The organism is Photobacterium sp. CCB-ST2H9, assembly GCF_023151555.2.
Taxonomy (GTDB): Bacteria; Pseudomonadota; Gammaproteobacteria; order Enterobacterales; family Vibrionaceae; genus Photobacterium.
On sequence record NZ_CP100425.1, the window covers coordinates 1,313,847 to 1,331,325 of the forward strand.

The 17,479-nt window shown below is 51.7% G+C and carries 2 protein-coding genes; both read left to right on the top strand.

From position 1 onward, the window contains the following. Positions 1–358: 358 nt before the first annotated feature. Positions 359–16,948, top strand: coding sequence for an interleukin-like EMT inducer domain-containing protein (locus tag L4174_RS06335; protein ID WP_248139643.1), 16,590 nt, complete (start codon positions 359–361; stop codon positions 16,946–16,948). Beyond that, positions 16,921–17,409: a hypothetical protein gene (locus tag L4174_RS06340; RefSeq protein ID WP_248139645.1), complete on the top strand. Its 489-nt coding sequence runs from the start codon at positions 16,921–16,923 to the stop codon at positions 17,407–17,409. The genes L4174_RS06335 and L4174_RS06340 overlap by 28 nt, the downstream gene beginning before the upstream one ends. The last annotated feature ends 70 nt before the right edge of the window (positions 17,410–17,479 follow it).

Here is a 17,479-nt window from a genome sequence, read left to right on the forward strand (position 1 = left end):
AGAGAACTTCGCCGCAGAAAATTGAGTCTTTCATCATTTAAAGAGGGGATTTTCAAAATGAAGAAAATGTCCACTTGCCCTATCTTATGACTGGTGATGATTCAATAACTGAATCAATACAAACCCTCTATGCATGTGTAGTTCCCACTGCATCGAACGTTTTCAGTCCTTATGTCCTTTCTCAACGATAACCTCTTTTATCAAGGTTCCTCGGCACAAAATGCAAATGACTTTGTTGCTATTACACGAATAGGGTGACAAAGGACGTAAAAATTAATTTTCCTCGAAAAATAATTAACTTTTCTTTGCAGAACCGTCCATTAGAGAGCGTCGATAATGTAATCAAAAGGGATTAGCTATGGCTGTTGTCATCGGTGGTGCAGGTTTAGGTCATTATGATGTTCTTGGGCAAGCGGGGATTAAGCTGTCCAGCACCAAAGGGTTGAGTATCAATGCATCCACGGGGAATCTGGTTGTTCAAAGTAACGATCAGACACTGGTCAGTCGGGGACTGGATTTATCGCTTGCCCGCACCTATAACAGCCAGGGCGCGAAAAACGATTTTGATGCCGATAACTGGCGTTTTTCTTTTGAGCGTCAGATTCGGATGGTTGGTTCAGATCTGCACCGGATTACCGGTGATGGTCATGTCGCGATTTTCAAAAAACAGGAAGATGGTTCATATCTTTCTGCGGCGGGTGGCGGTGCTCATGACACCATTGTCAAAGTCGGCAGCAACTGGGTTTATACGGAAGGCACCAGCGGGATTCGGGAAACTTATCAAAGTGCTGATGGCAAGCTGATCCACTCCGAAGATAAACACGGCAACCGGGTGAGTTACCGTTACAGCGGCAACCGCCTGAGTGCGGTTTCAAACGCCAGCGGCGAAGAACTGCGTTTTGTCTACAACAGTAAAGGGCAGTTAACCCGCCTGGACAGCTATACCCAAGTTGAAGGCAAGCTGACACACTCCCACAGTAAAGTTCACTACAGCTACGATTCAAAAGGCCGCTTAAGTCAGGTCAAAGTTGACTTGTCCCCTGAAGATAAGTCGATTACGGACGGGAAAGTTTTCACCACGACTTATACCTATCAGGATGCGAACAGTTATCTCCTGAAGTCAATTCAAAAGAGCGATGGCAGTCAGGTCAGTTTCAGTTATCAGACCGTCGGCGGAAAAAGCCGCCTGAGTAAAATTGATGACAACGGTGTTGTGACCTTACTGAATTATCAGACCAACCGCGGGAATGGTCATCAGCTGCAAATCACCGATAACAATGGTGAAGTCTGGTTTTACCAGCATGATGACAAAGGCCGTCTGGTGTCTGTGTTGTCTCCGGCGGTTGATTATCAGGGAGATGTGAATAATCTGCCGCGTGAAAACGGGCAGGTACAGGGACAGGTCACCTATCAGTATGACGATCAGGATAACCTGATTCTGGTCCGGGACAGTGCCGGGAAAACAATTCAGAACAAGTACGATGCACAGGGCAATTTAACGGAATCGACCCGCAACGGTGTGCTGTACCTGAAACATGAGTACCAAAATAATCTGCTGGTCGCCAGCCATCAGTATGCCGGTGGTAAGGTGGCGTCGAGTGCTTACTTTGTGTATGACAAGCAAAACCTGCGCTTTGAAGTCTCTTCAGCCGGTACCGTGACTGAATACCAGTACAATGGCTTCGGTCAGCGGACCTCAATGCGGCGCTATCTGGACACTGCTTTGCAGGCGACTAAACTGCCTGAGCTGGCGGCTTTGACGACTTGGGCAAGCAAGCAAAATAAACAATCGACGGAGCTGACAGAATACACCTATCAGCGGGGTGAATTGCACACGCAAACCACTTATCACCGGCTGGATACCGCGGGCCGCGGCGATACGATTCATGATCTGCAAATCACGTCATCCGGCTATGACTTTGCCGGATTCAGAACAACGAACCGCGGCGTGACCATTGATGGCAAACATGTGGGCGGCAACGGACGGGGTCTGACGGTCACGGTTGTCGATGCCAGTAACAAGCTGATCTCGACCAAAACTTTCGATACCTATGGCAAGGATGATGCCTCGGCACAGCTTGTGGCACATCTGAAAACGCTGAAAGCGACCACTGCCGGTCTTCAGATCATTGTCACTTCTTCTGATGAATGGACAAACCGTCTGAATCAGGACGCAAAAAATGCGCTGAGTGGTCTGGGGATCAATGCGCAGACCCTGAAGCATGCAGAAACCCGCAGTGCTTTCATGGCGATTGCTGAAGCGAAAGACGGCAAGTGGGTGACGACCCATCAGGATTACCGCCCGCGTTTCCCTGAATCCACTGTGAATTATACCTTGTCCAATGCCGAGCATGTGCGGACGACCTATGATGCCTTCGGCAATCTGATTGGCACCCAAACGCTGACCGGTGATATCAAATCGGGCCGACTGGATGTGAAGTCAACCACCACTCAGGTTTTTGACGGATTAAATCGCATTACCAGCACCACTGATGCCGCCGGGAACACTGTGGTGACTCAGTATCTGGATGCGAACCGGCAAGTGCTGGTGACCACCGAGAATGGGGTCACGACAAGAAGAACTTTCAGCCAGCGTGGCGAACTGATCTCTGAAACCGTGAGCGCTGCCGGAGAGACGAGCCGTGAGCGTCATTACATCTACAACAAAAGTGGCCAGCTTGTGGCGACACAGGAAGCCAACGGCAGTCTCAGCGCTGTGTTTTATGATGATGCGGGACGTCAGTGGATCACAGTGTCTGCTTCAGGGCAAATCACGGAATATCAGAGGGACAGTGAAGGCCGGATTATCCGTGAAATTCAGTACGACAGCAGTGTGAATACACAAAGCTGGCTGTCGGGCGGCCAGCTGACCGTGAGTGGGAAAGAAGTTCTTGGCCTGATTGATGCCACGCGGGCGCACCGGGTGATCCGCAGCGAGTTTGATGCACTGGGGCGCCTTTCCCGCACAATTGATGCTGAGCAGCAGGTGACAGAATACATCTACGATGATCTGGACCGGCAAATTCAGGTGCGTCATTACACCGAAGGTTATGCAAGCGCTGCCCGGGTGCTGAGCAGCCAGTATGACAATGCAGGACGACTGACGGAGCAGAAAGACGCCGACGGTTTCGTGAAACGCTTCAGTTACGATGCCTCCGGCAAGCTGATTGAAACCCGTCTTTACAAACCCCGCGGCGAGACGGTTTATCAGAACGGTCATGAAGTCGATTTAGGCAAATGGCAGGTGTACGCCAACTCTCCGGCGGGTGCGACCATGACCCCGAGATACGACGCTGCCTACGGCGGCGAAGTGATCGATCTCCGTGGTTCAGGGATGTCAAACGGCTATCGCTTGGCAAATAACAATGCGAACGAAAGCTGGAAAAATACCGATATGGGTCTGTTGAGCTGGGATATGAATTACTCCCAGGACATGACGGTTTACATCAGCCTGCAAACGGAGAAAGGACATCGTTACATCCAGTACCATACGGGGACGGGTAGCAGCAGTATCAAGAACGGCTACGCGCACCATTACATCGGCAGCATTAACAACGGGCAGTGGAATACCGTCACCCGTGATCTGGAAGCCGATCTGGCTGCGGTTGAACCGGGCAATAAAATTCTGCATGTAAACGCGTTTTTAATCCGCGGCACGGGCAGTATTGGTAAGGTTGCGCTTTCAGAAAAGGCGGCAGAAACGAGCGGTTTGGACAGTTATGACAGTTCGAATGTTTTCTATGACAGCCGCGGCCGTCAGCAGTACCTTCTGGATGAACAGGGCTTTCTGACCGAAACGCGCTATCTGGACGGCGGCAAGGAGAAGGTCACCTACCGTTACACGAATGCAGTGACCAATCGGCAGGGCGGGATCGAAAGTATTCTGCAGCAGGCCGGCAGTGCGCAGCAAATTTCCCGGGACAAGTTTGATGCAGCCGGCAGACTCATTGCCAGCGTCAATCAGCATGGCATTGAGACACGCTATCAGTACGATGACGTGACGGGTCTGCTTCGCCAGCAAATCAGCGGCGCGAATACCAAAGATAGCCGCTCTGTCTATATGGACTATAACAAGTTCGGTGAGCTGACCGGACGTGTTGCTGTCGCGGGCAGTCAGGACTGGAAAACAGCCAATGTTTCCGCGCTGATTACGGCCCGGGGCAGTCAGTCGGTTTATAACACCATGGGCTGGAAAGTCAGCGACTATCATCCATCCACCGGTAAAACGAGCTATGCATATGACAAGTCCGGGCGGCTGATTCAGCAAACCGATGCGCTGGGCAATACAAAGAGCACGGTTTACACCGCATTCGGGCAAGTGAAACAACAGCTGGTGGCTGGCATTGTCAAATCTGAATTTGCCTATGATAAAGCGGGCCGGGTGCTGCGAACTGTGGATGGCGAGAAAGCCGTCACCAGTTACCTGTATAACAAGCAGGGCAAGCTGGGTTATCTGGTGAAGCAACACGTCAGTGATGCTTATTCCTCGTTTTTGTCCGGCTCGGGCAATCATATTTCCCGTGAAATCACGCAATACCGGTACGATGCGCGCGGGAATGTGGTCGAGCAGCGCGTCGCCAAAGATTATCGTGCAGGCAGCCGGATTTCCGGCGGGGATGAACTGTCGGATGTTCGTCAGCCGACAGTGCGTTATCAGGCGCAGTGGTCCCGGAAATATGATCACATGGGCCGTGTGGTGAGCGAACTGGATGGCGCAGGTCGCGAGAAAATTGTGGATTACCTCCACGGTGGCCGCGTGAAAACGGTCAAGCTTTCCGGTGCATTGCAGGAGCGCATTGAACTGGATGCGCTGGGCCGGACGTTGTCACTGGCCAATGGCAAGGGCGAGACGACGCGCTATGAGTATGACGATACCAGAAATCAGGTGACGGTAGTCTCGCCGGGCGGCATTCGTACCGTGACTGAAAAGAATGCCCATGGTGAAACAACATCGATCACCGATGCTCTGGGTCATCGCCGTCTGTTCCATTACGACCATCAGGGTCAACTGCTCCGTTCAGAGTTTATTGCCGCCGGCAGTACCACGCCTGAAATCCTCTCCCGCAAAGAATACGATGCCACCACTGGGTTGCTGAAATTCGACATCAATGCCGAAGGCACACGCACCGAGTACCGCTATAACGCGATTGGTCAGCAGTGGAAAGTGATCCGAGACGCGGACGGTGAAAAACTGTCAACTGAATACGGTTACGACAAGCAGGGTCAGCGGGTCTGGGAAAATACCGAAGATCAGCGGACCTATATCCGCTATGACAACAACGGCAGAAAAGTCCGGGTCGAGCAGGGGGGTGTGGCAACCCTCTTTACCTATGACGCCAATGGTCAGGTGCTGAAAACGGTTGAAGGGGCAGTCTCAGCCAGTGACCGGGTGCTTGAAGAGCGGGTCACTGAGTTCAGCTACGATGCAAACGGCAATCTGACCGGGAAACGAATCAAATCAGGGGCCGACTGGTCGGGTTTGGCAAGCAGCCAGACGACGTTGTATCGTTACGACGGCTCCGGGAAAGTGCTGGAAAAGGCGACCGGTATCGGTGCCACGACGCGGTATGTCTATGATGCGCTGGGCCGGGTCAGATATGAAATCAACGCGCTGAACTATGTCACCCAGTTTGACTACGACGCTGCGAACCGGGTGGTGAAAACAACGCGGTTCAGCAAAGCGGTTGCACCTCAGTCGTCCTGGACGGAAGCGAGCCTGAAAGCAGCTATTGCTGCCGATCCGACAAAAGACAGAAGCACCGAAACCCGTTATGACAATGAAGGCCGGGTTGCCTTCGAGATCGATGAAAAAGGGTATGCGACGGGCTATTTGTATAATGCGAACGGCCAGGTAATTACGACCACTCAGTACCAGAAGACGGTGAAAGAGGCGAACTGGAACACGGCTGCTTCAGGCAACCGGATCAGTCAGTCGGTTTACGACGCCCATGGTCGTCTTCTGTATGCGATCGATGCGCAGGGGCGTATCAGTGAACGCGGTTACGATAAAGAAGGCCGTATTACCCATACCATCCGCTACAACACGGATTTCCAGCTGGCGGACCGTTCAGCCACGTCCGTAAATGCGCTGAAAACGCATTTGTCTCAGGAAGTTGAGGCGGGCCGGGTCAGCGCTGAGCTCAGTGTATATGACCAGTTGGGACGCCTCCGGTTCGCGATGGATGGCGATGGCTTCCTGGTGGAATATCAGTACAACCGCCAGTCTCAGAAGAGCCGGAAGAAAGAATATGTCGACAACTCGGCTGTCCGGAACGCATTGAATGACATTCGTAAAGGCAGTGCGACGGCCTCCGAATATGCCGTATTCCTGCAACTTACAGAGAGCCTGCAAAGCCTGGACAACGCTTCTGCGGAACTGAAAGCGAAGTTATCGGAGCTGAATCATCAGCAGGGACGGATCAGCGGCCTGATTCAGGAACTGAATACGCTTGAAGGCCAGATTGCGGCCACGAATAACGCCAACCATGACCTGGGGATCAGCATCGAGGATGCGAACCATCGGTTATCCGGCTTGCAGAACGAAGTGAAAACTGAGCTGGTACGTCATGCGAAACTGCAGGAAAAGATCGATGCGTTAGAAAGTGAAATAGCAACACATGAAGCCCGTTTAAAAGGCCAGAATGCGGCGGAAGTTGAAGCCGCGAAGAAAGCGGTCACGGATGCAGACAAGACATTCACTGAGGCCGGCAGCCACAAAGCGCAAACTGCAGCAGCCGTACAGGCACTTGTGAAAGCCAGTGTGCTCACCACGCTTCATCCGGAATGGAAAGCCGATTACACAACCACGGGCGGCAAAATTCATGCGTCGGTTCAGAGTGATGCTGCTGGAAATTCCGCGCTGTCTCTGATTTCAGGTCACCGAAATACCCTGGACAGTGAAAAGACCTCGCTGCAGAAGCAGTATCAGGCAGCGTTAAACAGCCAGGATGCAGCAAAAGCTACACAGACGAAAGATAAGCTGAATCAGGTCATTTCTGCGATTGAATTTCTGGATAAGCTATCGGCAGATATTCAGGCAGATCTGACCGCCCGTTCAGGGGTACAGCATGCAGAACTTGCAGTGAAGGCAGCGAAGCAAACCCTGTCCGAAGCGATCAAGAAACAAAACGAGACCAATGCTGCGATAAATAGCAATCCGAAGGTACCGGCCGACAACACCGGGACGGCACCTTCTCTGCCGCAAACGCCGACCGATGATGTTGTACTCCCGCCAGCGGGCAACAGTACCACTGAAACACTCGATAAAATTGATGCGCTGAAGTCGAAGCTCCAGATCTTAACGGCGGAGATTGATGCACAGAAATCAAAAGTTGAGCTGGCGGCAGTGTCTCTGGCACAACGTGAGAAAGAATACGCTGTTGCCCGGGAGGCCTATAACAAAGCTCAGGCTGAACGTCAGGCGGCGATTAACGCAGCGAAAAAAGCAGTTGGAGGCGCTCAGAAAGTCCGGGATACCGCATGGGCAGAATATCAGGCTGCCATCAAGCACCGGGATGCGAGCCTCGCCAGCCAGAATCAGAAACAACTCGCCTTTAACACGGCGAAAGCGAACTATGACAAAGCGCTTGCTGCGAAAAACTCAGCGCAATCTGCCGCGAACAGTGCCAATAGTGCGCTAACTTCTGCGAACACAAATCTTTCAGGAAAGCAGTCTGCATTGAATAAAGCGCAGTCTGATTTTAACTATCACCATGGTGAATGGTCGAAAGCAGATACGCATTATCAAAATACGGTGAAAAACCGTGATGCAGCCTCGCGTGAGCGGGAAGCTGCCCGGAAAGATTATGAACGCGCGGCTGCGGATTACACCGCCTACAGTAAGCGCAGCTGGTATACCGAAGAAAACCCGAGCGGTAAAACCAGCGCCGGACTGAACAGTCGCCGGGCGACACGCGATGCAAAATTGCGAACCTATCAGAGCAAAATCAACTCACATAATTCCTGGGTTGATCAAGCCAACAAAGCCTACAGTGCCCGTCAAGCGAAGTGGGATACCCGGGCCGGGTATCTGAACACGCTGAATGCAGCGAAGAATAACTTCAGTACTGCGACCACACAGAAAAATACTGCACAGGCCAATGCAGACAAAGCGAATGCGGCACTGGCCAATGCGTCAAAAGCACTTGATGCAGCAAAAACGCCGTTTGATAACGCCACAACGGCCCTGAATACGGCTAAAAGTACGCTTTCTGCAGCCAATACACGTTACAGCAAGGCAACTCAGACATGGAAAGCTGCTGAGGCCACGTTAACCGCGAGAAAGAAAACGCTTGAGGAAAAGATTGCAACGCCACAAGAGCAGGTCGACCTCGCGCAGGCTGCCTATGATTCAGCGATCGCAGAAAAAGCCGCTGCGACTCAGGCGCTGAAAACTGCCACAGCGTTACGTGAACAGCTTGCCGCACAGCGGACGAAGCTTGTCAGTGAGCAGGCGAAGGCGCAAGCCGGGTTTGATTCGATTCTGAGCAGTTATCAGAAGGGGCTCAGCGAACAGACGGCTGCGGAGAAAAAGCTCAATGAGGCTGAGGCGAATAAACGAAACAGAGTCTCTGAGTTAACCGTAGCTCAGAACAATCTGGCGAGTATCAACCAGGATCTGAAAGCGGCCGAAGGCCGGTATAACAAAGCCGTTCCGGAAGTCAATGCCGCGAAATCACGACTGGACAGTGCACGTCAGCATTTAAGCAATACTGATGCGGCCTACAAAAAAGCGGTTGCCGGACGTCATACCAATGAAGAAGGTCACTCATGGGGAACCTCTCTCTCGGAAATTAACAGCAAACGAGCGGCACGGGACAGTGCAGCCACTGCGGTCAAAGCCAGAGAAAATGAGTATAACGCCTGGGTCTCTCAGCGAAATGCGGCGTCGAATGACATCAGTCAGCTAAAAGTGGCAAAAGCGACAGCAGCCACTGCGATTGATACCGCGACTAAGAATTATAATGCTGTACTCGTGACTGTGAGCACTGCGCGCGATGCGCTGAACAAAGTCTCAAGTCAGTTTGAAGGGATTTCGGCGCAATATCATGCCGCGAAATCGAAACTCGATAGTGCGACTCAGTCTTACCAGCAGGCCGAAGCACAGTTTGCTCAGGCTGGCGTGCAAATTGAGGAAGCGCAGACGCGGCTGGCTGGGGCAGAAAATGCGATTGCCTCTGCCAAGCAAACGCTTGAGTTACTGTCATCCAATGCCGCCGGCGATGCGACGGTCGTTCAGTATGAAAAAGAAACGCGTTTAGCGCTGCACGCTGCGCAGAAAGAACATACAGATGCAGTCAGCAAGCTGAATCAATTACAGACGGAAAGGGACAAAGCACTTGAGGAACAATCAGCGTTGCTGAAAACCCTCTCTGATGGCGGGAAGAACAGTGATTCGCTGATTCATGCAACGGTCGACAGCCTGGACAGTGCGAATGCAGTGAAAGCGCAGGCTGAACGGGACATGCTGGTGAACCAGCAGAAAGTGACTGATCTCAAAGGTCAGCTTGCGGCGCTGGGGGATCGGATCGAGCAGCAACGCAACGCATTAGAAAAGCAAAAACGTAACTATGATGAGAAACTGTCTGCCCATCAGCAAAGTCGCGATAAGGCCGAGCAGATTGCCAGTGATCTGAATGCAAAAAACAACCAGCGGTTCACCACAGAGCTGGAGATTATTTCCTGGGAAGAAGCGAAACGGACCGGGGCTGAAACGATCCGCGCTTCAGAGCTGAACCTGAATAGCAAAACGCAGGCTCAGTCCGGTGCATCACACGCCTATCACAGTGCGAACAGCGTCCTGAGCAGCAATCAGGCCGTGTTCAAACAGCGTCAGGCGGATCGGGATGCAACCCGGAAAGCACTGGCGAATGCGGAAGCTGAACTGAAAAAAGCGCAGACCCATAAATCGAATACAGCGACGGCAGTGAAAACGTTCCGTTCCTGGGGCGATGCGGTTTGGGTGGTAGAAGAAAACTTCCGCGATATGGATGCGATTTATCAGCATCGCTTAAACAACAAATACAGAAAGCTCTCCGAAGAACAGGGCGGTGGCAGCGTCGGTTATACGCAGGCTCAGATTGACGCTGCGTTCAGAGACCGCAAGGCCGCAGCTGACCTGATGAACGGCTTTAAGCAGCAGTTTACGTCAAATTCAGGGGCGATTTACAAAGGACCGGACAGTAAAGCGCTCTCTGATACCGCGGTGAAGCAGCAGAGCTATTACCAGAGTCAGGTGAAGTCTCTGGCAGATAAGTTCTACGCCCAGTACAAGCACTCTCTGACGGCAAAAAACACCAATGAAGAAGGGGTTTCTTCCAACGCCTATACACAGGCGCAAATCAATGCATTTAAAGCCGAATCTGATCGCGCTGCACGCGGGCTGAAGTATGTCTCTGACGTTCGTACCAAACTGAATGATGATATTGCTGCCCGGACCCGAGTGGAAAAAGCGCAGAGTGAAGTCAACCGGCTGAAAGGAAACCTGACGACCACAGAAAGTGCGCTGGCCGCAGCAACCACCAAAGTTGATCAGGCACAAGCCGATGTGAATGCCGCATCCAGCGCGTTGAATTCAGCAAATCAAGCGTTGACGGCAGCGAAGCAGAAAGTGGCCGATGCCCATCAGACAATGGATCAGGCCGAAATCCATCTCGCAAAAGCCCGGGAAAAAATGGATGGGGTTGAGAACGCCATCGTCACGATTCGCCAGCTGCTGGATGTTGCCAAATCTGATGAAGCGAAAGCGCTGGCTGCTGTCGTTGCTGCCCGAAAAGAACTAAACGTTGCACAAGGTGATCTGAACACAGCCAAAGGTGAGCTGAATACCACCGTCAGTTATCTGAACAAGGTGTATACCGACCTGGATGCTGCAACGACGCTGCATCGTAAAGTGAGTGCTTACCTGGAGCGCGCGACAACCTATAAAGACCGGGCCGGAGCGACACTTTCCGAAGCCCAGCAACTGGTTTATCTGTCGAAACAGGCTGTGGCCCGGGAGATCAATGCGGGAACGGTCAGCCATGATACGGACTACCGGTACGACGCGCGCGGGCAGCTGATTTCTGAACTGTCTGCAACTGTCAGTTATGCCGATGTGACGGCTGACGGCAAAGTGATTCAGCATATCGGGCGGCTTGAAACCCAGTATCAGTATGACAGTCTGGGCAATGTGATTGCCAGCACCACGGCTGCCGGAACCAGCATGGCCAATAGTAAGCGTTTTGTATTCAACGTCATGGGGAATCAGACGCAGGCGAAAGGTCTGGCGGGCAATGCGGTGATTTACAACGAACAGAACCTGGCATCAGTCAACATCAATGCTGAAAACGGTCGCCGGGATAAAGTCTACGACCAGTTAGGTCAGTTGCGTTTTGATGTCGATGAGCTGGGCTTTGTGACGGAATACCGCTACGACAGCTACGGCCAGAAAACAGCCCAGATCCGATACAGTAACGCATTCAGTGCGAAACGTCCTGAGGGCTCGGCCATTGCATTGTCTGAGCTGGAGAAGTTTGTTGCCGGTGGCGGCACCAGCCGTGCCATCAGCTGGAACTACGATCAGCGCGGACAGGAAATTTCAGCGACACAAAGCAGCAGCGTGAACAGCGATACTATTCGGGATGACGTGGTTTATAACGCATTCGGCGAAAAAGTTTCCACCACGCGCAGTGCGAAAAACGTATCAGTCACAACCGGACAGCACCTGTACTCGTTAACGGGTCAGCTGCAGGCGACCCGGAATGCTGAAGGGTATGTCACTGCTTATGGCTATAACGGCCTGGGGCAACTGGTTGAACAACGTGAATTCACCAACCGCTATACCGGTGAGTGGAGCCTGAAGGCGCTTGAAGCTTGGCAGAAACAGCAGGGAAATGCACAACGGTTTGAGAGCTACGGCTATGATCACCGCGGGAACCGGACGCAGACCACGCGGCATCATGTGGTTTACCACGCCCATAACGGTAATACAGTTACTGAGAAAACCGGCAATCTGATCACAACGACGTACCACGATTATGCCGGCCGGATGTATATGACGGTGCAGGAGGCAAATTCGGTTGATGCGGCTAATCATGCGACTGCGGCCAACCGTGTGCTGCATGAGTTTGATGCATTGGGCCGTCTGGTCACGACCTGGGGCAAGAAACGGGACTACGTGGTTTCAAGTGTGGCGCTTGCCGTAGCCGGCGGCAGTCAGCCTGAACGTCTGTCAGCGCATCAGCGGACCGATTATCTCTACGACGCCCAGGGAAATCAGGTCAGCACGATGACCGAGGGTCGCTCGACGTTCCAGTATTTCAATCAGCAAGGCCAGCTCACCGGCCGGAAAGATGCGGAGGGGAACTACACCCAGATCCAGACCGATGCGATGAACCGTGTCGTTCAGGAAACGGTGAAGGTCTCCTCGACGGGAGGGCTCAGTTACAGTTTCGATAAAGTGACCCGTTTCAGTTATGACAAAACCGGACGTCAGACGGCGACAACCGTGAACGCCTCATCCGGCAATATTACTGAAACGGCACGGTATAACGCCTTTGGTGAAGTGACTGAAAAACGCCTCAATAACGAGGTGCAGGAAAGTTATCAATATGATGGCTTCGGTCAGGTCACCGCGGCAGAGCGCAAAGGTATCAAGACCAATTATCAATATAACTGGCTGGGGAAAGTCACTCGTGAAACGACCGGCGGCAGCCGGGTGGTAGTTCGCGATTACGACAAAATGGGCAACCTGACCAGTGAGAAAGGCGTGAGCTTTGACGGCAAGTCTCCGGTCACAACGCAGGTGCTGGATCGCTTCGGAAACGTGCTGACCCGCAATGTGAATGGCAGTGTTTATCAGTTCAAATACAACCAGAACAATCAGGTGATTGAACAGACGGGACCTGAAACTGATGTTCTGGATACCAAGGGAACGCTCACGAAGCGCAAGCCTGTTTCCAAGATTTACTACGACCTGAACGGAAACCGGATTGCCGTTCAGGATGCGAACGGAAAATGGCAGAAGAGCACCTATGATCTGGCTGGGCAGAAGCTCTCAGACATCAATGGTGCCGGCGGGGTGACGCACTATTATCACGATGCCCGTGGTGACATGGTTGGCCGGATCAACACGCTGGGCCAGGGTGAAATGTTTACCTACAACAATAATGGCCAGTTGCTGACCCGTGCCAAACTCCGGCTGGATGATAAGTTTGCTGAAGTATATGCCAGATATTCCTATGACCAGCTCGGGCAGCGGTACAGCGAAGAATGGGTGGGCGAAACCGGGTATACCCAGTGGACACGTTTCGATCAGGCCGGTCGTGTGCTGGAAACCAAAGGCGGCGGCCAGCATCAGAAATTTACCTATGATGCATTCGGTAACAAGACCAGCGAAGCTTGGCTGGCAGGCGGTAGTGAAAAAGCCAGAAAGAGTGCGACGTTCTCGAAAACCGGACGCTTGCTCACCGAGACTTTGCTCGACGGCAGTGTGATCAGTTACAGCTACGATGCTCTCGGTCAGGTGACACGCAAGACCGGCGGCGGTATGGATATCCGCTTTGAGTATTTCACCAACGGTTTGCTGAAAAAGCAGGTTTCCGGCACGAAGAGTGAAACCTATGTCTACGACGTAAATGGTAAAGAAACACAGCGAACCCTGACGGACGGCGATCAGCAGCTCGTGACGGTCAGTCAGTGGGACAGTCATGGCAGACTGGCGTCGATTGGGACAACGACAGCCAAAGGTTTTGGGAAGACACTTGAAAACTCAAGTGTGACTTATCAGTACGATGCTGTGGGTAACCGCCGGAAAGTGGTCAGCAAGCGGGGCACTGTGTCCGAAACCCGCTGGTATCAATACGACGGTGATAACCGCATGGTGGCGTCGCATCAGAATGCTGCCGAGACCCAGAGTTTTGCAGGGAAAGCCGGAAGCCGTCAGATTCAATACAATGCCGCAGGCCAGAAAGAAAAAGAGATTGTCTGGACGTCGGTCACGCGTGATGGCAAGAAAGCTGTCGTCAAGCAGGAAACCCTGTTTGGTTATGATGTGAATGGCCATATACAGAATATTCAGTCTTATGAATACAACGGTACGGCACGTTATCAGACCCGGTTCCTGACACAGACCAATTCGCGGACCGGACATGCGCTGGAGCAAAATGAGCTGTCGACCCGTTATGAACATACGAATGGTTTGATTCGCGCTGGTTCGGGTAAAACGGACCAGACCAAAACCACCTATGTGTACAGCGATGGACAGCTCAAGCAGCAGGATGTGGTGACGAACGGAACCGCAACACAAAGCTTGGCGTTCACGTACCATTTCTCGGGCCAGCTCGCGAAGCAACAGACCAATATGATTCGGGAAGGATTTACTGAAACGCACGTCTATGACTATCGCGGAAAAGAGAGCTTCCAGAAGATAAAAATGACTGCGAGCCGGGATCAGAAAGGCTACAAAACTGGGGTCACCGATTTCCGCTACAACTCGGCGGGTCATCTGACTCAGATCAGCAGTACCAAGGATGCAAGCGAAAGGAAGATGCTGACTGGTTTTAATGGCCAGATCGCATTACAGCTGGAAGGCGGCAAACTCAGTGCTGAACTGGCGGTGGCCGGGAATGCACTGGCACGACTGACCGACAGCAAACTGGATGCGGATTTACTGAGCGACAGTGCGGCCGCCACCGGTGCCCAGCCCGGCGCATACATCGTCAGAGGCAGTGATACCCTACAGCGCATTTCGCAGGCTGTTTATGGCGACAGCCGATACTGGTACCTGATTGCGGATGCTAATGGTCTGTCACCAAGCGACAAGCTGGTGGAAGGGAAATCCCTGGTGATTCCGAATCAGCATACGCAGACGTTTAACGGGGCAGAAAGCTTCAAACCATACAACGAAAGTGAAGTGCTGGGGAACGTCAATCCGGATCCGATTGCACCGCCGCCACCGAAGAAAAGCTGTAACCCGATTGCGATGATCGTGATGGTGGTGATTGCAGTTGTGGTGACGATTTATACCGCGGGTGCAGCAGCCGGTGTAATTGGTTCGATGATGAGTGCGGCGGGTACTGGTGTAGCTGGTGCGGCCACGGTCGGGGCTGCAGGGTTAGGTGTTCTGGGCGGCGCGACCGTTGCCGGCTCTGTCACCGCTGGTTTGGCTGCAGCTGCAATTGGCGGGGCTGTTGGGTCTGCCGCTTCTCAGCTGGTTGGTAAAGCCATGGGGGTTGTCGATGACTTCTCCTGGAGCCAGGTTGCGTTAGGCGGACTGGCTGCTGCTGCGACAGCGGGGGTTGGACAGTATCTTTCTGGTGGTACAAATGCAGCCAATGGTGCGGCGAATGCAGGGACTGCCAGCTCGACTACAAATGCTTCGCAAGCTGCATCGGTGCCGCTTTCAACGAGAATCTCACATGGCTTAGTCCAGAGTACGGCGTCCTACGCGACCAACTATGTTGGCAGTAAAGCGCTCGGCATGGATGCATCCTTCAGCTGGAAAAGCTTTGCGGCTTCAGCCGTCGGTTCTGTCGCCAGTGTGGGGAGTGCTCAGTTCACGTCAGATCTCGGTATTCTGGGAGATACCCTGAATGGCTTTGCAGGCGCGGCTGCTTCAAATGCTATCCGGGGTAAATCATTCAGAGATAACGCTGGGCGGATGATGACGGATGCCTTTGGCAATGCGCTGACCAATGTGGCGAGAAGCGAAATAGGTACTGCGTCTAAGCCGAAGCTAACAGCTCGTGAGATAGCAGACAAAACAGGGATTCAGTTTGGTGAAACAGCTGCGCTGGAAGGATTACTAGAAGCGGGCGCAACTGATAAGCAATTAATTGAGTATATTGCCAGCGTTAGAGCTAATGTTGATCCAGCAAGTGTAAGTCAAGGGTTGATTTTGGATCCGAGCAAAGTAGCAAATGCTCGTGATGGCTCGAACCGACATGCTCAGTACTGGCCAGGTGATGGCGTTCCTATTGTTGATGATGAGTCTTTAGTTTATAGCCTGCGTCATCGAGAAACAGGACGATATTCACAAGAAACCAGCTTCCTTTATAAGGTTACAGGTTCGGATAGTACAGCTGATGCAATGGCTGCGTTTGTGTTAAACATGGGCACGTATGATGATGCAAGTATTGTCACTGGACTTAGAGAAATTCTCGGTGGCAGTGAATATATTGATATCTCTGGCATAGTGAAAACAAGTGTTGAGTCAGTTGCACGAAATTATACCGAATATACCGGGGTGAATTTCCACGAGGCTGTTGAGAATATGGGCGCTGGTTTTTCTCTGACGAAGGGCCTGTATAATATCTCCAATAGTGTCACAAGTACGGCATTTTCTGCTTTTGACGCAAATCTACCCTCGTTTATGCAAGGGGAAGCATTAGCTTCAGTTGCTGAGGCTGTAGCTGGTCTTAGTAGTTCAGCGCTATCTTTTGTAAAACCTACAGTTAGTGTTGGTCCTTCAACAATCCATTCTAGAGGATACAAACCACTCGTCGGCGAAAGGGCGCTTACGAAAGAACAATACAAGTCATTAATGTCTAATTATCGATCGCGTGGTGCTGAATTGCAGGCAGAATTAGATACAATCATTTCAAAGCAAGATTATGTCTATCGGGCAACCAATATGCGTGCAGTTGAGATTTATCGTAAGAATGGATTTATCAGTGGTCGTGATGGAGGAACATACATGACAACTGATTTTGTTGGATTAGACCCTAAGGTTCTGATGGATAGAGGCCAAGTTTTTCAGGAATGGGGTGAACCTGAAGTTCTTTTGAGAATACCAACGTTAGCTTTGAAAAGTGCTGAAGTTCCTAGACCTCTGGGAGAAAGTCTTACAGTTGGGTGGGAACCGTTTACAGAGTTTTACCCTGCGGCAGGATCTGGTGGTATAAGACAATTTATGGGAACGACAGGCTCTTGGAATGATGCTTGGATGGTTCCATTAAAACAGGATTAAGAGGGTTATTTAAAGTGAATGTATTACAGAATTTACCCGAAAAGATAAAAAGCTTACGAGCTGGGCTGATCAGTGTTGAGGAGTTTCAAACTTGGATTAATAGCGCTAGCGCTGATGAGTTAAAACTTGTACCTCAAGGGATACTCCTGAGGCTAAAACGAGGTGGAATGGATAAAGTGATGTTAGCATCTGTTAACATTTTGCCAGACTGTGTCAACTGTCATGGCATATATCGTCAAGGTGTATTTGAGAGTAGAAATGAACATGCGAGCTGTTCTAAGTATGTTGATCAGGCAGTACAGGGGAATGTGTTGGTGAGTATACAGAAGCCAAAGTGGTATAAGCCTAAGGCTGGTCAGCTTGGCCCCGAGTCCTACTATAGTTGTACATCATGTGGTTCTATTTGGAATTTAGTGGAACCTGAGAGGCAATGTAATGGGTTATGGGAGCGAATCGCTTAAATAACTGAGACATGAAACCACTCGCCGAAGGCGAGTGGTTTTTTGTTATAGATGATCATCGTTGACAATT